Annotated in this window: 18 protein-coding genes and 1 tRNA gene; 9 read left to right on the top strand and 10 right to left on the bottom strand. The window is 74.2% G+C overall.

Annotated features, from left to right (window positions below; all coding sequences use genetic code 11):
• Positions 1-22: 22 nt before the first annotated feature.
• Positions 23-1,261, bottom strand: a complete 1,239-nt coding sequence (gene ilvA / locus ABD644_RS13570; RefSeq protein WP_344689454.1) for a threonine ammonia-lyase — start codon at positions 1,259-1,261, stop codon at positions 23-25.
• Between the two features lie 81 nt (positions 1,262-1,342).
• Here ilvA and ABD644_RS13565 point away from each other — a divergent pair, with 81 nt between their 5' ends.
• The 3 genes from ABD644_RS13565 (at position 1,343) to ABD644_RS13555 (ending at position 5,347) form a co-directional block, all read left to right on the top strand.
• Positions 1,343-2,812: a sigma 54-interacting transcriptional regulator gene (locus ABD644_RS13565; protein ID WP_344689453.1), complete on the top strand. Its 1,470-nt coding sequence runs from the start codon at positions 1,343-1,345 to the stop codon at positions 2,810-2,812.
• Position 2,813: 1 nt separating this feature from the next.
• Positions 2,814-4,796: a VWA domain-containing protein gene (locus ABD644_RS13560; protein ID WP_344689452.1), complete on the top strand. Its 1,983-nt coding sequence runs from the start codon at positions 2,814-2,816 to the stop codon at positions 4,794-4,796.
• Positions 4,797-4,879: 83 nt separating this feature from the next.
• The gene (locus ABD644_RS13555) at positions 4,880-5,347 is read left to right on the top strand and encodes a GNAT family N-acetyltransferase (protein ID WP_344689451.1); all 468 of its coding nucleotides are present in this window, start codon (positions 4,880-4,882) and stop codon (positions 5,345-5,347) included.
• On the opposite strand, the gene ABD644_RS13550 is transcribed toward ABD644_RS13555, so the two are convergent.
• The gene (locus ABD644_RS13550) at positions 5,301-6,674 is read right to left on the bottom strand and encodes a DUF2252 domain-containing protein (RefSeq protein ID WP_344689450.1); all 1,374 of its coding nucleotides are present in this window, start codon (positions 6,672-6,674) and stop codon (positions 5,301-5,303) included. The two genes, ABD644_RS13555 and ABD644_RS13550, sit on opposite strands and share 47 nt — an antisense overlap.
• A gap of 87 nt (positions 6,675-6,761) precedes the next feature.
• Between ABD644_RS13550 and ABD644_RS13545 the strand changes: the two genes are divergently transcribed.
• Together ABD644_RS13545 and ABD644_RS13540 are read left to right on the top strand one after the other, a co-directional pair.
• On the top strand, positions 6,762-7,784 hold the full coding sequence (locus ABD644_RS13545; RefSeq protein ID WP_344689449.1) for an SGNH/GDSL hydrolase family protein: 1,023 nt from the start codon (positions 6,762-6,764) through the stop codon (positions 7,782-7,784).
• A gap of 165 nt (positions 7,785-7,949) precedes the next feature.
• Positions 7,950-9,170: an acetyl-CoA C-acetyltransferase gene (locus ABD644_RS13540; RefSeq protein WP_344689448.1), complete on the top strand. Its 1,221-nt coding sequence runs from the start codon at positions 7,950-7,952 to the stop codon at positions 9,168-9,170.
• Between the two features lie 180 nt (positions 9,171-9,350).
• On the opposite strand, the gene ABD644_RS13535 is transcribed toward ABD644_RS13540, so the two are convergent.
• Complete coding sequence (locus ABD644_RS13535) at positions 9,351-10,154, bottom strand: Bax inhibitor-1/YccA family protein (protein WP_344689447.1); 804 nt, start codon at positions 10,152-10,154, stop codon at positions 9,351-9,353.
• A gap of 139 nt (positions 10,155-10,293) precedes the next feature.
• Positions 10,294-10,368: transfer RNA gene (locus tag ABD644_RS13530), tRNA-Leu, on the bottom strand.
• 65 nt (positions 10,369-10,433) lie between these two features.
• Between ABD644_RS13530 and ABD644_RS13525 the strand changes: the two genes are divergently transcribed.
• Together ABD644_RS13525 and ABD644_RS13520 are read left to right on the top strand one after the other, a co-directional pair.
• Positions 10,434-11,942 (top strand): flavin-containing monooxygenase, encoded by a 1,509-nt coding sequence (locus ABD644_RS13525; protein ID WP_344689446.1) that lies wholly within the window; start codon positions 10,434-10,436, stop codon positions 11,940-11,942.
• Complete coding sequence (locus ABD644_RS13520) at positions 11,939-12,892, top strand: alpha/beta hydrolase fold domain-containing protein (RefSeq protein WP_344689445.1); 954 nt, start codon at positions 11,939-11,941, stop codon at positions 12,890-12,892. Before ABD644_RS13525 ends, ABD644_RS13520 begins: the two co-directional genes overlap by 4 nt.
• On the opposite strand, the gene ABD644_RS13515 is transcribed toward ABD644_RS13520, so the two are convergent.
• Positions 12,828-13,613 carry a uracil-DNA glycosylase gene (locus ABD644_RS13515; RefSeq protein WP_344689444.1) on the bottom strand — a complete coding sequence of 262 codons (786 nt, stop codon included), beginning with the start codon at positions 13,611-13,613 and terminating at the stop codon, positions 12,828-12,830. The two genes, ABD644_RS13520 and ABD644_RS13515, sit on opposite strands and share 65 nt — an antisense overlap.
• Before the next feature lie 106 nt (positions 13,614-13,719).
• On the opposite strand from ABD644_RS13515, the gene ABD644_RS13510 reads away from it, so the two are divergent.
• Together ABD644_RS13510 and ABD644_RS13505 are read left to right on the top strand one after the other, a co-directional pair.
• Complete coding sequence (locus tag ABD644_RS13510; protein ID WP_344689443.1) at positions 13,720-14,049, top strand: ArsR/SmtB family transcription factor; 330 nt, start codon at positions 13,720-13,722, stop codon at positions 14,047-14,049.
• Positions 14,046-14,519, top strand: a complete 474-nt coding sequence (locus ABD644_RS13505) for an SRPBCC family protein (protein ID WP_344689442.1) — start codon at positions 14,046-14,048, stop codon at positions 14,517-14,519. The genes ABD644_RS13510 and ABD644_RS13505 overlap by 4 nt, the downstream gene beginning before the upstream one ends.
• Positions 14,520-14,529: 10 nt before the next feature.
• On the opposite strand, the gene ABD644_RS13500 is transcribed toward ABD644_RS13505, so the two are convergent.
• From ABD644_RS13500 to ABD644_RS13480, 5 genes are read right to left on the bottom strand one after another with little or no spacing between them, the layout of a single operon-like run.
• Positions 14,530-15,480 carry a Ppx/GppA phosphatase family protein gene (locus ABD644_RS13500; protein ID WP_344689441.1) on the bottom strand — a complete coding sequence of 317 codons (951 nt, stop codon included), beginning with the start codon at positions 15,478-15,480 and terminating at the stop codon, positions 14,530-14,532.
• Positions 15,477-15,977, bottom strand: coding sequence for a DUF501 domain-containing protein (locus ABD644_RS13495; RefSeq protein WP_344689439.1), 501 nt, complete (start codon positions 15,975-15,977; stop codon positions 15,477-15,479). Before ABD644_RS13495 ends, ABD644_RS13500 begins: the two co-directional genes overlap by 4 nt.
• A gap of 44 nt (positions 15,978-16,021) precedes the next feature.
• The gene (locus tag ABD644_RS13490; RefSeq protein ID WP_344689438.1) at positions 16,022-16,600 is read right to left on the bottom strand and encodes an FtsB family cell division protein; all 579 of its coding nucleotides are present in this window, start codon (positions 16,598-16,600) and stop codon (positions 16,022-16,024) included.
• A gap of 17 nt (positions 16,601-16,617) precedes the next feature.
• Entirely contained in the window at positions 16,618-17,895 is a 1,278-nt protein-coding gene (gene eno / locus ABD644_RS13485) for a phosphopyruvate hydratase (protein ID WP_344689436.1), read from the bottom strand.
• A gap of 10 nt (positions 17,896-17,905) precedes the next feature.
• Complete coding sequence (locus ABD644_RS13480; protein WP_344689435.1) at positions 17,906-19,066, bottom strand: mechanosensitive ion channel family protein; 1,161 nt, start codon at positions 19,064-19,066, stop codon at positions 17,906-17,908.
• Positions 19,067-19,105 lie beyond the last annotated feature (39 nt).

Raw genomic sequence — 19,105 nt, 5'->3', positions numbered from 1 at the left:
GCCGCCGCGGACTCATCGGTCGTTAGTCAGGCGTCACCTGGTATCCGGCCCGCGACAGCGCTGAGACGACCTCGTCGGCGTGGTCGGGCCCGCGGGTCTCCAGGACGACGAAGATCTCGACCTCGCCCACGCTCAGCCGGGACGCCGTCCGCTCGTGCTCCACCTCGAGCACGTTGGCGCTCACGGCCGCGAGCTCCGCCAGGACGCGGGCGAGCGAGCCGGGGCGGTCGGGCACCCGCAGGCGCAGCGACAGGTAGCGCCCGGCGGCGGCCATGCCGTGCTGGACGACCTTGAGCAGCAGGACCGGGTCGATGTTGCCGCCGGAGACGACGGCGACGACGGGCGCCGCGAACGCGGTGGGGTCGGCGAGGACGGCGGCGACCGCGGCGACCCCGGCCGGTTCCACGACGAGCTTGGCGCGCTCCAGGCAGAACAGCAGGGCCCGCGACAGGTCCTCCTCGGTGACCGTGCGCACCTCGTCGACCAGCCCGCGCACGTGCGCGAGGGTCAGTTCGCCGGGTGCGGCCACCGCGATGCCGTCGGCCATGGTGGTCATCGACGGCAGCGGCACCGGGTGGCCGGCGGCCAGCGACTCGGGGAAGGCGGCGGCCTCCTCGGCCTGCACGGCGACCACGCGGACGTCGGGACGGCGGGCCTTCACGGCGGCGGCGACACCGGAGACCAGCCCTCCCCCGCCGGTGCAGACGAGCACGGTCGCGACGTCGGGGCACTGCTCGAGGATCTCGAGGCCGACGGTGCCCTGGCCGGCGATGACGTCGGGATGCTCGAACGGGTGGATGAACACCGAGCCGGTCTCCTCGGCGTACGCGCGGGCGGCCTCCAGCGGCTCGGTGAGGCTCTGGCCGAGCAGCCGGATCTCCGCCCCGTAGGCGCGGGTGGCGGCCACCTTCGGCAGCGGCGCGGTCTCGGGCATGAAGACGGTGGCCGTCGTCCCGAGCAGCCGTGCCGCCAGCGCGACGCCCTGCGCGTGGTTGCCGGCGCTGGCGGCCACCACCCCCTTCGCGCGCTCGGCGTCGCTCAGCCCGGCGATGCGGGTGTACGCACCGCGGATCTTGAAGGAGCCGGTGCGCTGCAGGTTCTCGCACTTGAGCCACACCGGCCCGCCCACCGGTTCGGCGAGGGCCCGGGAGTGCTCGAGGGGGGTGTGCCTGACCACGCCCTCGAGCAGCGCCGCGGCGGCCTCGATCTGCGCCGCGGTGACCAATGACGGAGCGACGGCGGGCTGCTGGGGACCGGACACGGCGCCGATCCTCGCAGGCGGTCGGCCGGAGCAGGCGGCGACCCGGTGACCCGCGCCCCACCCCGTCGTACCTTTGGCGAGGTGACGGACCCCGCCGGAGCAACCACGGCACCCCCCGCCCCCACGACCCTCGGCGAGCTGCGCGCCACCGGCGCCACCTTCCGCCCCGTCAAGGCCGAGATCCGCGCCAACCTCCTCGCCCGGCTCACCGCCGGGGAGCCCACCCTCCCCGGTCTGGTGGGCTTCGACGACACCGTCGTCCCCGAGGTGGAGCGCGCGCTCATCGCCGGCCACGACCTCGTCCTGCTCGGCGAGCGCGGCCAGGGCAAGACCCGGCTGATCCGCACGCTCGTCGGCCTGCTCGACGAGTGGACGCCGGTCCTCGTCGGCAGCGAGCTCAACGAGCACCCCCTGCACCCGGTCTCGGTCTGGGCGCACCGGCAGATCGCCGAGCACGGGGACGCGACGCCGGTCGGCTGGCTGCACCGCAGCGACCGGTTCGGGGAGAAGCTGGCGACGCCGGACACCAGCGTCGGCGACCTCATCGGCGACGTCGACCCGATCAAGGTGGCCGAGGGCCGCACGCTCGGCGACCCGGAGACGGTCCACTACGGCCTGGTCCCGCGCACCAATCGCGGCATCTTCAGCGTCAACGAGCTGCCCGACCTCGCCGAGCGCATCCAGGTGGCCCTGCTCAACGTGCTCGAGGAGCGCGATATCCAGATCCGCGGCTACCGGGTGCGGCTGCCGCTGGACCTGCTGCTGGTGGCCAGCGCCAACCCCGAGGACTACACGAACCGGGGGCGGATCATCACCCCGCTCAAAGACCGCTTCGGCGCCGAGGTGCGCACGCACTACCCGCTGGAGCTGGCCGACGAGATCCGGCTGCTGCACCAGGAGGCGCAGGTCTCCTGGGGTGCGGGGGCGGACTCGGCTCCCGACGCGTTCGGCGCCCCCGTCGTCCCCGAGCACCTGGCCGAGATCATCGCCCGGTTCGCCCGGCTGGTGCGCGAGTCCAGCCACGTCGACCAGCGGTCGGGCGTCAGCGCCCGGTTCGCCATCGCCGGGCTGGAGACGGTGACCGCGTCGGCGGTGCGGCGCGCGGCGATCGCCGGGGAGACCCGGCCGGTCGCGCGGGTGGTCGACCTGCCCGCCGTCGTCCCGGCCAGCCGCGGCAAGGTGGAGTTCGCCGACTCCGGGGCCGACCCGGACGACGAGCGGGAGCTCGAGATCCTCGAGCACCTGCTGCGCCAGGCGACGGCGCAGACCTTCCGCGCCCGCTGCGCCGGGCTCGACCTCACCGGCCTGCAGGAGCACTTCACCGGCGGGGAGACCGTCGAGTCCGGCGAGCTGGTGCCCGCGCCGGCGCTGCTGGGCCAGCTCGGCACGATCCCGAAGCTGGCCGAGCTACTGGGCCGCCTCGGCGTGCCGGAAGGCGAGCAGTCCGCCGAGCAGGCGGCCGCCGCGGTCGAGTTCGCCCTCGAAGGCCTCCACCTGACCCGCCGGCTGGCCAAGGACACCGACGGCGGCCGCACGGTGTACGGGGCCTGAGATGAGCCGCCGGCGAGGTGGGCGCGGGTACCGGTACGGGCAGTGGCACGGCGGGCCCGACCCGCTGGCTCCCCCGTACGACCTCGGCAACGCCGTCGACGAGATCGGCGACTCGGTGCTGGGCGGCAGCGGCGTGCGCGAGGCGCTGCGGGAGCTGCTGCGCCGCGGCACCGAGGGACGCCGGGGCCTGGACGAGCTGCGCCGGTCGGTGCGCGAGCGACTGCGCCGGGCCCGCAGCGCGGGCCGGATGGACGGCACGCTGCAGGAGGTCCGGGAGCTGCTCGACCGCGCTCTGGACGCCGAACGACGAGAGCTGTTCCCCGATCCGGACGACGGGGCGCGGCTGGCCGAGGCCGAGCTCGACGCCCTGCCCGACGACACCGCCGGGGCGGTCCGCGCCCTCAAGGACTACGCCTGGCGCTCGACCGAGGCCCGGCAGGCCTACGAGCAGATCCAGGACCTGCTGCGCCGCGAGGTGCTCGACAGCTCTTTCGCGAACATGAAGAACGCGCTGCAGAACGCCACCGAGCAGGACATGCAGGCGATCAAGGACATGGTCGCGGACCTGTCGGCGCTGATCGACGCGCACAACCGCGGCGAGGACACCGACGAGCGCTTCGCCGACTTCATGGACAAGCACGGGCAGTTCTTCCCCGACGACCCGCAGTCGATCGAGGAGCTCATCGACTCCCTGGCCCGTCGGGCCGCCGCACAGGAACGCATGATGTCGGGGCTGTCGGCCGAGCAGCGGGCCGAGCTGTCGGACCTGATGGCCCAGACGATGGCCGACCTCGGCATGGCCAGCGAGATGGCCCACCTCCAGGACGCGCTGCGCCAGGCCCGACCCGACCTCCCGTGGGGCCAGCGCGGCCAGGTGCCCGATGGGGAGCAGGGCCTGGGCATGGGCGACGCGACCACCGCCGTCGCCGAGCTGGCCGACCTCGAGGCGCTGTCGAACCAGCTGTCCCAGGGCTACGCCGGGGCGTCGCTGGCCGACATCGACGAGGAACTGCTGGAGCGGGCGCTGGGCCGACCGGCGGTCGACGACCTCGCCGCGCTGCGCCAGATGGAGCGCGAGCTGGAGCGGCAGGGCTACCTCAACCGCACCGACGGCCGGCTCGAGCTCTCCCCGAAGGCCGTGCGCCGGCTGGGGGCCACCGCGCTGCGGCGGGTGTTCGCCAAGCTCGACGCCACCGGCCGCGGCGAGCACGACGTGGCCGACGCCGGCGCGGCCGGCGAGCTCACCGGGAGCTCACGCGAGTGGCGGTTCGGCGACGAGCAGCCGCTCGACGTCGTCCGCACGGTGAAGAACGCCGTGCTGCGGACCGCTCACCAACCCCGGACGGGCCGCCGGGTGCGCATCGCCGTCGACGACTTCGAGGTCGTCGAGACCGAGCGGCGCACCGGTGCCGCCGTCGCCCTGCTGGTCGACCTCTCCTACTCGATGGCGCTGCGCGGCACCTGGGGTGCGGCCAAGTCGACGGCGATGGCGCTGCACTCGCTGGTGACCACCCGCTTCCCCCAGGACGCGATCCAGATCATCGGCTTCTCCTCCACCGCGCAGGTGCTGCGGCCGGAGACCCTCGCCGAGCTGTCGGTGGACACCCTGCAGGGCACCAACCTGCAGCACGGGCTGATGCTGGCGCGGCGGTTCCTCGCCCGGCACCGCGACGCCGAGCCGGTGGTCCTCGTGGTCACCGACGGCGAGCCGACCGCGCACCTGGAGGACGACGGGTCGCCGTTCTTCTGCTGGCCGCCGATGCCCGAGACGATCGCCCGGACCGTCGCCGAGATGGAGCGCGTGGCCCGCACCGGCGCGACGGTCAACGTCTTCGCCCTCGACCCCGACCCGGGCCTGATCCACTTCGTGCACGACCTGACCCAGCGGGCCGGTGGCCGAGTGTTCCAGCCCGACAGCGAGCACCTCGGGGAGTACGTCGTCGCCGATTACCTGCGCACCCGCCGCGGCCGCCGCGCCCGCTGAGAAGGCCGGCGAGATCGGCGATCTCGCACACTTCGGGAGCTCAAAGCGTGCGAGATCGCCGATCTCGCACGGAAGATGCGCACGTGATCGTGGACGAGGTGCCGGCCGAGGTCACCTATCCGCTGCGGCAGGCCGTGCTGCGGCCGGACGGCGGGGAGGTGGCCTGGGCCGGCGACGAGGACCCGGAGGCCTTCCACCTCGCCGCCCGGGACGCCGAGGGCGCGGTGGTCGGCGTCGTCCGCTTCTCCCCCGCGCCCTGCCCGTGGCGCCCCGAGGCCCGCGCCCCCTGGCAGCTGCGCGGCATGGCCACGGACGCCGCCCTCCGCGGCGCCGGCGCCGGGCGGGCCCTCGTCGTCGACGGGTTGGCCCGGATCGCCGCCCGCGGCGGGGACCTGGTGTGGTGCGACGCCCGGGTCGGCGCCGCGGGGTTCTACGAGCGGATGGGCTTCGCCGTCGTCACCGAGCCGTTCGACAAGCCGGGCATCGGCCCGCACGTCGGGATGCTCATCGGGCTTCCGCCGGCACCGGCGGGTGGTCCCCGCTCGGACTGATCCCGGGGATCGCGCCGGCCCGGAACGCGTCGACGAAGCGCCGGTGGTCGTCCTGCGTCGTCCGCGCGTAGTCGTGGGCGAAGGCGACCAGGTCCGCGACGAACTCCTCCCGCCGGCCGCCGATCATCGCCGTGATGGCCTCCTCGGTCTGGAACGGCACCAGCGTGTGGTCGCTGTCGGCATCTCCCACGCAGTGCAGCTTCGCCGTCGCCTTGCCGAGCTGGGCCATGACCGGGCGGATCTCGCCGGGCTCGGTCAGGTCCTCCCAGTCCAGGTCCAGCTCGTAGGGCGAGAGCTCGGAGACGACGAAGCCGGTGCCGCCGATCTCGGTCCACCCCAGGAACTGCGAGGCGTTGGCCTGCAGGGCGCGCTGGCTGACCGCCGTCCGGTGGCCCTCGTGCTCGAAGTACCCGCGGATCTCCGGATCGGTCACGACCCGGCTGGGCGCCGACACGTTGCCCTGCTTGATCGACAGGACGACGTCGTTCTCCAGCGCCTGGTCGTAGCCCTCGAGCAGCACGTTGTAGGCGGGCAGCCCGGCGCTGCCGATGCCGAAGCCCCCGGTGGCGATGACGTCCTTCACGTCGTAGGCGACGTCGCGGCGGCGGCGCGGCGGGACCACCGTCGTCCGGTAGCGCTCCAGCGCCGCCATCACCTCGGCGCGCTCGTCGTCCTCGAGCCGCCGGTTCTGCGGCCGGTCGGCGAACCGTCGCTCGTGCTCCTCGACGACGGTGAACTTCTCCAGCAGGCCGAGCCGGGTGCGGGTCGAGGTCTCCAGGATGACCTCGTGCACGGCGCCCTCGGTGTTGTCGCGCAGGAGGGCGAACGACCGGTCCTCGTCCGAGCGGGTGAAGGCCTCGACCTGGTCGAGGTAGGCGCCCAGGTAGCACTCGAGCAGTTCGCCGATGACGTCGTCGGAGAACGCCTTGCGCCAGGCCAGCAGCGCGAAGCTGGCGGCGAAGCGCCGCAGGTCCCAGCTGACGTGCCCCAGGTAGGCCTCGTCGAAGTCGTTGACGTCGAAGACGATCCGGCCGGCGCTGTCCATGTAGGTGCCGAAGTTCTCCGCGTGCAGGTCACCCTGGATCCACACCCGCGACGTCCGCTCGTCGGCCCACGGATCCTCGGACGTCGCCATGTCGGCGTAGAACAGGCACGCACTGCCCCGGTAGAAGGCGAACGGATCGGCCGCCATCTTGCGGAACTTCGTGCGGAACGCGTTCGCGTCGGCCGTCATGAGGTCGGAGAAGGCCTCGACGAGGACGTCGACGATCAGCTGGGCCCGCTCGTCGAGTTCTGTGGACTGGGTCACACCTGCGGGGGAGATCACCACAGATCGAACCGTACGGGGCCGATAACCTCGGTGACACGGATCTACGGGGCGCTTCAACGGACTCTGCACCGGGGAGGGGGGATCGTGACGCGAGCGGCACGGGCTCGACGGCTGGCGACCGCCGCCGCCTTCGGTGGCGGCGGGGTCGGTCTCGGCCTGGCCGCGATCGCCACCCTCCTCCGCGAGGAGGCCCGCGCCGCCCGCCGCCGGGTCGAGGCCCGGGACGTGCGGACCGACCCACCGTCGGGCGACGGCATCTACGGGCACCGCCGCGGCAAGCCGCTGGTGTTCGCCGTGCTCGGTGACTCCAGCGCGGTGGGCCTGGGCGTGGACCGGGCGACCGAGACCCCGGGCGTGCTCATCGCCGCGGCGCTGGCCGAACTGGCCGAGCGGCCGGTGCGCCTGGTCCGGCTCGCGGTCTCCGGTGCCGAGTCGCGGGAGCTCGACCCGCAGGTGGAGAAGGCACTGGCCGAGCGGCCCGACGTCGCACTGATCATGATCGGCGCCAACGACGTCACCACCCGCACGAAGCCGGCCGTCTCGGTGCGCCACCTCGAGGACGCCGTGCGCCGGCTGGTGGCCACCGGCTGCGAGGTCGTCGTCGGCACCTGCCCCGACCTCGGCACCATCCGGCCGATCGGCCAGCCGCTGCGCACCCTGGCCCGCAAGTGGAGCCGGGAGATGGCCGCCGCCCAGACGATCGCCGTCGTCGAGGCCGGCGGGCGCACCGTCTCCCTCGGCTCCGTGCTGGGACCGGCGTTCGCCTCCGACCACAGCATGTTCAGCGCCGACGAGTTCCACCCCAGCGCCCTCGGCTACGCCCAGGCCGCCGCCGTGCTGCTGCCGTCCGTGGCCGACGCCGTGGGCGTGTGGCCTGCCGCGGCCGACCGCGGCCTGGGCACGATCCGCCGTGACACCGTCCGCCCCGTCGCCCGCGCCGCCGCCCGGGCCGCCAACCGCCCCGGCACCGAGGTGCAGCCCGCGGAGGTCCGCGGGTCGGGCACCGGGCCGCGCGGCCCGTGGGCGCTGCTGCGGCGCCGGCGTCCCCCGGAGATCCCCACGCCGGAGCAAGCGGAGGAAGCCGCCGAGGCCCCGGTCGCCGGCTGAACGGCGCCTCGGCGATCGGCCCGCGCCGCCTGAGGCCCCGCTGCAGGGGCCCGCCGCGAGCGTGCGAGCGGCGGGGGGCAGGGGGGTCCTTTCTCCGGGAGTAGTTTCGGGGGCGACCCGACGCCCGGCGAACTCCTCCCGGGCCCGCCTCATCGTGGAGGACCCATGCCCGAAGCCGTCATCGTCGCGACCGCCCGCTCCCCCATCGGCCGCGCCTTCAAGGGGTCGCTCAAGGACCTCCGGCCCGACGACCTCACCGCCACCATCGTGCGGGCCGCGCTGGACAAGGTCCCGGCGCTCGACCCCACCGACATCGACGACCTGATGCTCGGCTGCGGCCTGCCCGGCGGCGAGCAGGGCTACAACATGGGCCGGGTCGTCGCCGTCCTGCTCGGCATGGACCACCTGCCCGGGACGACGATCACCCGCTACTGCTCCTCGTCGCTGCAGACCACCCGCATGGCCATGCACGCGATCAAGGCCGGCGAGGGCGACGTGTTCATCTCCGCCGGCGTGGAGATGGTCTCCCGGTTCGTGAAGGGCAACAGCGACGCCATCCCCGACACGAAGAACCCGGTGTTCGCCGACGCCGAGGCCCGGGTGGCCAAGGTCGCCGAGAGCGGCGCGGACGCGTGGCGCGACCCGCGTGAGGACGGCGACGTCCCCGACATCTACATCGCCATGGGGCAGACCGCCGAGAACCTGGCCCTGCTGAAGGACGTCTCGCGCCAGGAGATGGACGAGTTCGCCGTCCGGTCGCAGAACCTGGCGGAGCAGTCGATCGACAACGGCTTCTGGGAGCGGGAGATCACCCCGGTCACCACCCCCGACGGCACCGTCGTCAGCACCGACGACGGCCCGCGTCGTGGCACCACCCTCGAGGCCCTGTCGCAGCTCAAGCCGGTGTTCCGGCCCGACGGCCGGGCGACGGCCGGCAACGCCTGCCCGCTCAACGACGGCGCCGCCGCGGTGATCGTCATGAGCGACACCAAGGCCGCCGAGCTCGGGCTCACCCCGCTGGCCCGGATCGTGTCGACCGCGGTCACCGGCCTGTCGCCGGAGATCATGGGCTACGGGCCGGTGGAGGCCTCGAAGCTGGCGCTGCAGCGGGCCGGGATGAGCATCGGCGACATCGACCTGGTCGAGATCAACGAGGCGTTCGCCGCCCAGGTGATCCCGAGCTACCGCGACCTCGGCATCGACATCGACCGGCTCAACGTGCACGGCGGCGCCATCGCCGTCGGCCACCCGTTCGGCATGACCGGCGCCCGCATCACCGGCACGCTGATCAACGGCCTCCAGACCGAGGACAAGACCTTCGGCCTGGAGACGATGTGCGTCGGCGGCGGCATGGGCATGGCGATGGTCCTGGAGCGCCTCTCCTGATCTGACCCCCGGCTGACCGGAGCCGCCGGACATCCGCGAGAGCCGCCCTGCGGGGCGGCTGTCGCGGATGTTTCGCGGCTCTCGCGGTGGGCGGGGCGGATCGACCCGCGACAACGAGTGCCCGAGAACGACGAAGGCCCGGTCCCCTCGCGGGGGCCGGGCCTCTGTCGTGGTGCTGGGCTACTCGCGGAAGTAGCTGAGCAGCCGCAGGATCTCCATGTACAGCCAGACGACCGTGACCAGCAGGCCGAAGGCGATGTACCAGGCGAACTTCGCCGGGGCACCGCGACGGATCGCCTCGTCGGCCATGTCGAAGTCCAGCAGCAGCATGAACGCCGCGATGCCGATCATCAGCAGGCTGAAGCCGATCGCGAGCGGGCCACCGCTGCGCAGGCCCAGACCGTCGTCCATGAAGAAGTAGGCGACGAAGTTGGCCAGCGAGAGGACCAGGGCGCCGACGAGCGCGCCGATCACCCAACGGGTGAGCTTCGGGGTGACGCGGATCGCGCCGGTCTTGTAGACCACGAGCATGCCGGCGAAGACACCGAAGGTGCCGATCAGCGCCTGCATCACGATGCCGGGGTAGACGTCGTTGAACGCCTCGCTGATGGCCCCGAGCGCGACACCGTAGAGGGCGCCGTAGGCCAGGGTGGCGGCCGGGTTGGCGATCTGCTTGAACGCGATCACCAGGCCGAGGACGAACGCGATGAGCACGGCCGGGAGCGCGAGCCCCCAAGCGGCCTGGCCGGGCATGGCCCAGGTGGCCGCCGCCGCGAGCACCGTCACCAGGAACGAGAGGCCCGTCTTGGTGACGACGTCGTCCATCGTCATGTAGCGCGTGGTCGTCGCCGCGTACGGCGACGGCGCGGCGTAGGGGTCGGTGTACGCCGGCGCGCCGTACTGCTGCTGCGCGGGCGCGGCACCCCAGCTGGACTGCTGGGCGTTACCGAAGCCCCGGCCGAACACCGGGTTGTTGCTGGGCATCGTCATCTCCTCGAGGTGACTGGGCGGGCGTGGAGTCCACGGTGCTGCACTCCACTCGGTCAGGTCAACGCTCCGCGCGGGGCCAGCGTTCCCGATCGTGCCAGGTCACCCGCACGGGTAGCAGCAGGAACGCGGTGCGTACCCCCGGTCGGGATCGAACCGACACCTGTGACCCTTTTAAGGGGTCTGCCTCTGCCAATTGGGCTACGGGGGCGCAAGGGGCACGCTAACCGGGCAGGTACCGGTGCCGCACGGATCCGTCCGGCCCGGGCACGTACCGTGACTGCGCTCACCCCCGCCGTCCCGGAGGTCCCGTTGGCGCCGAACGCCCGCACCCTCGCCGTCACCATCGTCGGCGCCGGCTTCGGCGGGATCGGCATGGCCGTCCGGCTCGCGCAGGCCGGCATCGACGACATCACGGTCCTCGAGCGCGCCGACCGCGTCGGCGGGGTGTGGGCGGCCAACAGCTACCCCGGCGCTGCCTGCGACATCCCGGCGTCGCTGTACTCCTTCTCCTTCGCCCCGAAGGCCGACTGGACCCGGCGTTACCCGCCGCAGGAGGAGATCCAGGCCTACCTGCACGACACCGCCGAGCGCTTCGGGGTGCTGCCGCGGATCCGGTTCGGCACGGAGGTCCGCTCCGCCCAGTTCGACGAGGCCGCCGCGCGCTGGGTGCTCGACCTGGCCGACGGCGGCACGCACGAGTGCGACGTGCTGATCACCGCGTGCGGCCAGCTCTCCCGCCCGGCGATCCCCGCCATCCCCGGCCGGGAGGAGTTCGCCGGGGTGGCGTTCCACTCCGCGACCTGGCGGCACGACCACGACCTCACCGGCCGGCGCGTCGCCGTCGTCGGCACGGGGGCGAGCGCCATCCAGTTCCTCCCGCACGTCGCCGAGCAGGCCGCCCACACGACGCTGTTCCAGCTCGACGCCCCGCACGTGATCCCCAAGCCCGACCGGCCCTACCCGCCCTGGCTGCGCACGGCGTTCCGTCGCGTACCGGGCCTGTTGCGGCTCAACCGGGCCGCCACCTACGTCCAGTACGAGATGCGGGCGGTCGCGTTCACGAAGTGGACCGGCCTCATGCGGTTGATCGACGGCCAGGCCCGGCGGCACCTGCGCCGCCAGGTGGGCGATCCCGCGCTCCGCGAAGCGGTGGCGCCGCAGGGCGAGCCCGGCTGCAAGCGGATCCTGCTGTCCAACGACTACTACCCGGCGCTGACCCGCCCGTCGGTCGAGGTGGTCCGCACGCCGATCAGCCGGGTGCTGCCCGACGGCCTGCGCACCGACGACGGCGTGGTGCACCCGGTCGACACGATCATCTGGGGCACCGGCTTCGCCGCGACCGACTTCCTCACGCCCATGACGGTCACCGGACCCGGTGGCCGCGACCTGCGCGAGGCCTGGGCCGACGGCGCCGAGGCCTACCTGGGCATCGCGGTGGCCGGGTTCCCCAACCTGTTCCTGCTGTACGGGCCCAACACCAACCTGGGCCACAACTCCATCGTCTACATGCTCGAGAGCCAGATCCGCTACGTGGTCCAGGCGGTCCGCCGGGTGGCGGCCCGACCGGCCGCGCTGTCGGTGCGCCCCGAGGTCCAGCGCCGGTTCAACGAGTGGGTGCAGGACCGGATCACCGCCACCGTCTGGGACCGCGGCTGCACCAGCTGGTACCGGACGGCGTCGGGCAGGAACACGACGAACTGGCCGGACTTCACGTTCGCCTACCGCGCCCGCACCCGGCGCTTCGACGAGGCGGACTACGAGCTCACCCCGGTCGCGCGGTGAGGCGGCCCCAGCTCCCCGCGCGGGTCATGCGCGCCGGCGTCCGGGCACTCGTGCGGCCGGTGCTGCACCCCCGGTTCCCGTTGGCCGTCCAGCGGCGGTGGCTCGAGCTCGTCACCGCACCGACACCGCTGCCCGCCGACGTCGACGTCCGGCCCGGTGATCTCGGCGGCCGTCCCGCCGAGGTGCTCACCGCGCGGGGCGCGGACGGGACGCGCACCCTGCTCTACCTGCACGGCGGCGGGTTCACGGTCGGATCACCCGCCACGCACCGGGCGCTGGCCGCCCACCTGGCCGCCGCCGCCGGCGCGACGGTGCACCTGCTGGACTACCGGCTGGCCCCCGAGCACCCCTTCCCGGCGGCGGCGGACGACGCCGTCGCGGCCTGGCGGCAGCTGGTGGAGCGGGGCGCGGACCCGGCCCGCGCGGCGATCGTCGGCGACTCGGCCGGTGGCTGGCTGGCCCTCACGGCGGCGCTGCGGCTGCGCGACGCGGGTGACCGGCTGCCCGCCGTCCTCGGGCTGATCTCGCCCTGGCTGGACCTCACCGGGGCGTCGTGGCCGGCGGAGGTCACCGACCCGATGCTGCAGCCGGCGTGGTTGCACGCCTGCGCGGGAGCGTTCGGCGCCGGGGCCGACGTCGGCGGGCCGGCGTTCGCGCCGCTGAGGGGGGACCTGGCCGGCCTGCCGCCGATGGTCGTGCAGGTCGGCAGCGAGGAGATCCTGCTGCCCGACGCCGTCGCGCTGGCGCGGGCGGCACGGGCCGCGGGCGTCCCGGTCGACCTGCGCCGGCTGGACGGGCTGTGGCACGTGGCCCACGCCTCGGCCGGCCTGGTCGCCGAGTCGACCGCCGCCGTCGGCGCGTTCGGCTCCGCGCTCGCGGCGCGGCTCAGCCCGCCGTCGCCGCCAGCGCCGTCGCCCGGGAGAGGACGGCGTCGAGCATCGGCTCGGTGAGCCGGCCGGTGAAGGTGTTCTGCTGGCTGACGTGGTAGCTGCCCAGCAGGGTCACCCGGCCGAGCGGGCCATCGAGGTCGACCTCGACGCCGTGCCCGAACGCGGGGCGCGGCCGCGGCAGGCGGTACCCGGCGGCCGCGAGCACCGGCCACAGCGCCGTCCAGCCGAAACCGCCGAGCACCACGATCACCCGCAGCCGCGGCAGGAGGGCCAGCTCCCGCGCCAGCCACGGTGAGCAGGTGTCCCGCTCCTCCGGCGTCGGCGCGTTGGCCGGGGGCGCGCAGCGGACCGAGGCGGCCACCCGGACGTCGGTCAGCTCCAGCCCGTCGCCGATGTGCGTCGAGGTCGGCTGGTTGGCCAGGCCCGCCCGCCACAGCGCCGCGAAGATCCAGTCGCCGCTGCGGTCACCGGTGAACACCCGGCCGGTCCGGTTGCCGCCGTGCGCGGCGGGCGCCAGCCCGACGACGGCGATCCGCGCGTCCGCCGGCCCCAGGCCGGGCACCGGCCGCCCCCAGTACTCCTCGTCGCGGAACGAGGCGCGCTTGACGCGCGCGACCTCCTCCCGCCAGGCCACCAGACGCGGGCAGGCGTAGCAGCCCGACACGCGAGCGTCGAGCGTCGCGAGATCGGGGACGGCGCGGGCCGAACGGACGACCCCCGCCGGCGTTCGAACGGCCCCGATGTAGGGGCCCGTGGCGAGCTTGCGAGTCACGGGGGGCATCGGGGTCCTTTCACGGGAACCCGCCGGCGTCGCGAACCACGGTTGCAGTTCATCACGCCGCCCGTAACCCTTGACACCGGTATTGGTAAGTGACATCTTACCGTTCGTGCCTACTTACGAAGGCCTGGTGATCGAGGCGCTCGCCGACCGCACCCGCCGCTCGATCTTCGAGCTGCTCGCCGACGGTCCGCGGTCGGTCGTCGAGATCGCCTCCGCCGTCCCGGTCAGCCGGCCGGCGGTGTCGCAGCACCTGCGGGTGCTCAAGGAGGTGCACCTGGTCGACTCGCGCGCCCAGGGCACCCGACGCATCTACTCGGTCGACCCGCGCGGCCTGCAGGCCGCGCGCGCCTACTTCGAGCGCTTCTGGGCCGGGGCCCTCGCGGCCTACGCCCGGGAGGTCGACCGGACCGAACCGGAGAAGGGGAACGACCAGTGACGATCCAGACCGACGACACGGCCACGGCGCGCAGCAGCATCGAAGTGGGCGCCCCGCCGGACCGGGCCTTCCAGGTGTTCACCGCCGGCTTCGACCAGTGGTGGAACCGCGGGCACCACCTGCTCGAGGGCGAGCTCGCCGAGGTCGGCATCGAGCCGTTCCCCGGCGGACGCGTGTGGGAGCGGAGCACCTCCGGGGAGGAGTGCACCTGGGGCCGGGTGCTGACCTGGGACCCGCCGGGCTCGTTCGCCTTCTCCTGGCTGATCGGACCCGACTGGGCGGTGCCCGCCGCCGACGCTCCCGGCAGCCGGGTCACCGTCACCTTCACGCCGGTGGCCGCCGGCACCCGCGTCGACCTCGTGCACGACCGCATCGACGCCCACGGCATCGGCTGGGAGAGCATCCGCGACAGCGTGCGCGCCGAAGGCGGCTGGTCGGGCCTGCTGCGGCTCTACGCCGCGCACGTCTGAGCCGGCCGGATCAGCCGCGGGCCAGCCGCAGGGCGATGCCGTCGAGGATGTCGTGCTCGCTGACGACGACCTCGGCGGCAGCGAACTCGTCCATCAGGACGCGGAGGATCAGCGAACCTGCGCCGATGACGTCGACGCGCCCGGGATGCATGACCGGCATCGCCGCCCGCCGCGCGCGGGTCGCGGCCAGCAGGTCGGCGGTCACCGCCCGGACGTCGTCGACGGCGATCCGCGACCCGTGGATCGCGTCGGCGTCGTAGGCCGGCAGCGCCAGGGCCAGGGCTGCCACGGTCGTGACCGAGCCGGCGAGGCCGACCAGGCTGACCGCCTGATCCACCGGCACCTCGGCGCGCACCTGGTCGAGCGCGGAGCGGATGTCGGCCTCGGCCCGGCGGATCTCCTCCGCGGTCGGCGGGTCACCGCGCAGGTGCCGCTCGGTGAGGCGGACGCAGCCGATGTCCACCGAGTGGGCCGCCCGCACGCCGGACCCGTCGCCCAGCACGAACTCGGTCGAGCCGCCGCCGATGTCGACCACGAGGAATGGCGGCCGGGGCGGCGGCGAGCCGTGCGCCGTCGCCGCGGCGTCCAGCGAGGCGGTCGCGCCGAGGAAGGACAGCTCGGCCTCCTCCCGCCCGGAGACCACGTCGGGCTTCTGACCCAGTGTCGCCACGACCATGTCCTCGAAGTCGCCCCGGTTGGCGGCGTCCCGGGTGGCGCTGGTCGCCACCATGCGCACCGCCGTCGCCCCGAGGTCGCGGGCCGCGGCGGCGTACTCCGCGAGGACCCGGCGGGTGCGCTCGATCGCCTGCGGCGCCAGGCGCCCGGTGGCGTCCACGCCCTCCCCGAGCCGCACCACCTCCATGCGGCGCAGGAGGTCGGTGTGCGCGCCGGCGGCCGGCACGTCGGCCACGAGCAGCCGGATGGAGTTGGTGCCGCAGTCGATGGAGGCGACCCGCGTCATGGCTGCGCGGGCATGGCTGCGCAGGGGCCGGCCGCCCACCACTCCCCCATCCCCTCGACGGCGCGGTCGCCGATGGGGTTGACGCCCGGCCCGGCGGCCAGGGCGTGCGCGGCCAGCGCGTGCAGGCACTTGACCCGGTCGGGCATGCCCCCGGCGGTGGCGCGGGTGGGCAGCACGTCGCGGGCGTCGCGGGCCGCGAGGTAGGCCTCGTGGGCGGCGCGGTAACCCGCCGCCAGCTCGGGGTCGGCGCCCAGCTCGTCCTGCCATTCGCGCATCAGCCCGGCCGACTCCAGCCGGCTCGCGGCGGCGTTGGCCCGGGGGCAGGTCAGGTAGTACAGCGTCGGGAACGGGGTGCCGTCCTCCAGCCGCGGGGAGGTCTCGACGACGTCGGGCTGGCCGCACGGGCAGCGGTGCGCGACGCCGACGAGGGCCCGGGGTGGACGGCCCAGCTGGCGCTCGACGACCTGGCGATCACCCGGACCGAGCGGCTCGGCCACAGGGCCGACAGGGCCGACAGGGCCATCGTGGCCCGTGGGGTCGCTCATTCCCGCGGGTCGCCGTCGGCGGTCGACAGCGACTCCATCAGCCCCTCGTACCAGCTGCTCGGCTCGGCCGGGCCGCTCCGCTCGGGTTGCGCCGCCTCGTCGCCCTCGACCGTGCGGCCGTCGACGACCACCACGAGCCGGTCACCGGGGAGCACGTAGGTCAGCCGCTGCCGGGCCTCCCGCTCGGTCCACGCGGGATCGGACTGCCGGTCCAGCTGGGCCTGGAGCTCCTCGGCCCGCCGCTCGAGCTCCCGGCCCTCGGCGGCCAGCTGCACGAGCTCGGCCCGACCGGCGAGGAACTGGCGCAGCGGGCCGGCGAGGGTGAGCGCGAGCAGCAGGATCAGCGCACCGAGCAGCACGGCCCGGCCGGTGAACAGGGGCCGTCGCCGGGCGTTCGCCGAGCCCGACGTGCGGTTCGGACGGCGACCGGGCCGCCGCTGCCCTGGCCGGTTGGGGGCACCGGTGCGGATGGACCCGGTGCGCACCGGCCGGGTGTGGTGCAGGCGGGGCGCGCGGCCGGTGGCCCGGCGGCCCTCGGTCGGGGAACCACCCCGCCGTCCCCGGACGCTGCTCATGCGAGAAGGATCCCGGGTCAGCCGGCCAGGCGCGGGAAGGCGGCGGCGCCGGCGTAACGCGCGGCGTCGTCGAGCTCCTCCTCGATGCGCAGCAGCTGGTTGTACTTCGCCACCCGCTCGCTGCGCGCCGGGGCGCCGGTCTTGATCTGGCCGCAGTCGGTGGCGACGGCGAGGTCGGCGATCGTGGTGTCCTCGGTCTCGCCCGAGCGGTGGCTCATCATGCAGCGGTAGCCGTTGCGGTGGGCCAGGTTGACCGCGTCGAGCGTCTCGGTGAGCGTGCCGATCTGGTTCACCTTGACCAGCAGGGCGTTGGCCGCGCCGCGCTCGATGCCGTCGGCCAGGCGGGTCGGGTTGGTGACGAACAGGTCGTCGCCGACGATCTGCACCCGGCCCCCGAGGGCCTCGGTCAGGGCCACCCAGCCGTCCCAGTCCTCCTCGGACAGCGGGTCCTCGATCGAGACGATCGGGAAGGCGTCGACCAGGCCGGTGTAGTACTCGGTCATATCGGCCGAGGACATCTTCTTGCCCTCGAAGGCGTAGGCGCCGTCCTCGTGGAATTCCGTGGCGGCGACGTCGAGGGCGAAGGCGATGTCGGTGCCGACGCCGTACCCGGCCTTCTCCACCGCGCGCACGATCAGGTCCAGCGCCGCCCGGTTGCTCGACAGGCTCGGGGCGAAGCCGCCCTCGTCGCCCAGGCCGGTGGCCAGGCCGTCCTTCTTCAGCACGGCCTTGAGCGCGTGGTAGGTCTCGGTACCCATGGCCAGCGCCTCGGCGAAGGTGGCCGCGCCGATCGGGGCGATCATGAACTCCTGCACGTCGACGTTGCTGTCGGCGTGGGCGCCACCGTTGAGGATGTTCATCATCGGCACCGGCAGCAGGTGCGCCGAGGGCCCGCCGACGTAGCGGAACAGCGGCAGCCCGGCGGAGTCGGCGGCGGCCCGGGCCACGGCGAGGCTCACGCCGAGGAGGGCGTTGGCGCCCAGCCGCGACTTGTCCGGCGTGCCGTCGAGCTCGATCAGCTGCTGGTCGATCAGCCGCTGCTCGCTCGCGTCGTAGCCGACGAGCTCCGGGCCGATGACGTCGAGCACGCCGTCGACGGCCTTCGTCACACCCTTCCCGCCGTAGCGGTCGCCGCCGTCGCGCAGCTCCACGGCCTCGAAGGCTCCGGTGGAGGCGCCGCTGGGCACGGCGGCCCGGGCGATCGTCCCGTCGTCGAGGGCGACCTCGACCTCAACGGTGGGGTTTCCGCGCGAGTCGAGGATCTCCCGCGCGCCGACGGCGTCGATGCTGGCCACGGCAGGCAGCCTAGCGGTCGGCGGCCTCGAAGCCCGACGGCCCGGCGAACGCGCGCGAGCGCTCCTCGGCCTCGGTGCTGCCGGTGAACAGCGCGGCGTTCTCCGCCGGCGGCGCGGCGGCCGCGGGCGCGGGCGGCACGGCGGTCCCGCCGTCGTTCTCCCACCGCAGCCGGGGCAGTCCGTACCCGTGCTCCCGCTGCAGCCAGACGACCAGGGACTCCCTGATCTGGCACCGCAGGTCGAACAGGGCGCCGGCGTCCGGGGCGCTCAGGAGCACGCGCACCCGGATCACCGAGCCGACGGCGTCGGTCACCTGGAGGACGCCGACCCGGCGGTCCCACAGCGGGTTGTCGGCCAGCAGCCGGTCGAGCTCGGCCCGCATCGCGTCGAACGGCACGCTCCAGTCGACGTCGAGCTCGACCCCGCCGAGGACGGCGGACTCCTTGCGGGTCCAGTTCTGGAACGGCGTGGTGGTGAAGTAGGTGGAGGGCAGCACAAGCCGGCGGTCGTCCCAGATGTGGACGACGACGTAGGTCAGCGTGATCTCCTCGATCCGGCCCCACTCCTCCTCGACCACGACGACGTCGTCGACGCGGATGGCGTCGGTGAAGGCCAGCTGGAGCCCGGCGAAGACGTTGGCCAGCGCGGTCTGCGCCGCGAGGCCCGCCACGATCGAGATGACCCCGGCGCTGGCCAGGATGCTCGCGCCCGCGGCTCGGGCGGCGGGGAAGGTCAGCAGCATGGCCGCGGCGGCCAGGACACCGATGACCACGACGGCCAGGCGACGCAGCAGCGAGATCTGGGTGCGGACGCGGCGCGCGTGCCGGTTGTCGACGACGTCGACGTCGAACCGGGCCAGCGTCACGTCGGCGGCGACGAAGACCCCGACCGCGAGCAACCAGCCGATCGTGGCGATGATCGCCAGCCCGAGGACGCGGACCAGCGGGCCGCTCCAGCCACCGATCGCCGGCGCGGCGTCGAGCACCAGGGTGACCGCCACGAGCACCAGGAGGGCGCGCAGCGGTGTGCGCCCCCGGCGGGACAGGTCGGCGACGGCCGGCGACCGGCGGGCCAGACGGCCCACGAGGGCGCCGGCGGCGACACCGACCAGCCACGCGACACCGGCGGCGCCGGCGAGCACCAGCAGCACCTGCCAGGTCTGGGTGGGCATCAGTGCCTGCACCTCGGGCGCGGCGAGCGGACGGTCGGT

The sequence above is a fragment of the Blastococcus jejuensis genome (assembly GCF_039534705.1).
GTDB lineage: Bacteria > Actinomycetota > Actinomycetes > Mycobacteriales > Geodermatophilaceae > Blastococcus_B > Blastococcus_B jejuensis.
The sequence above is the reverse complement of the archived record's forward strand: the minus strand, read 5'-3'. Positions and strand labels throughout refer to the sequence as shown.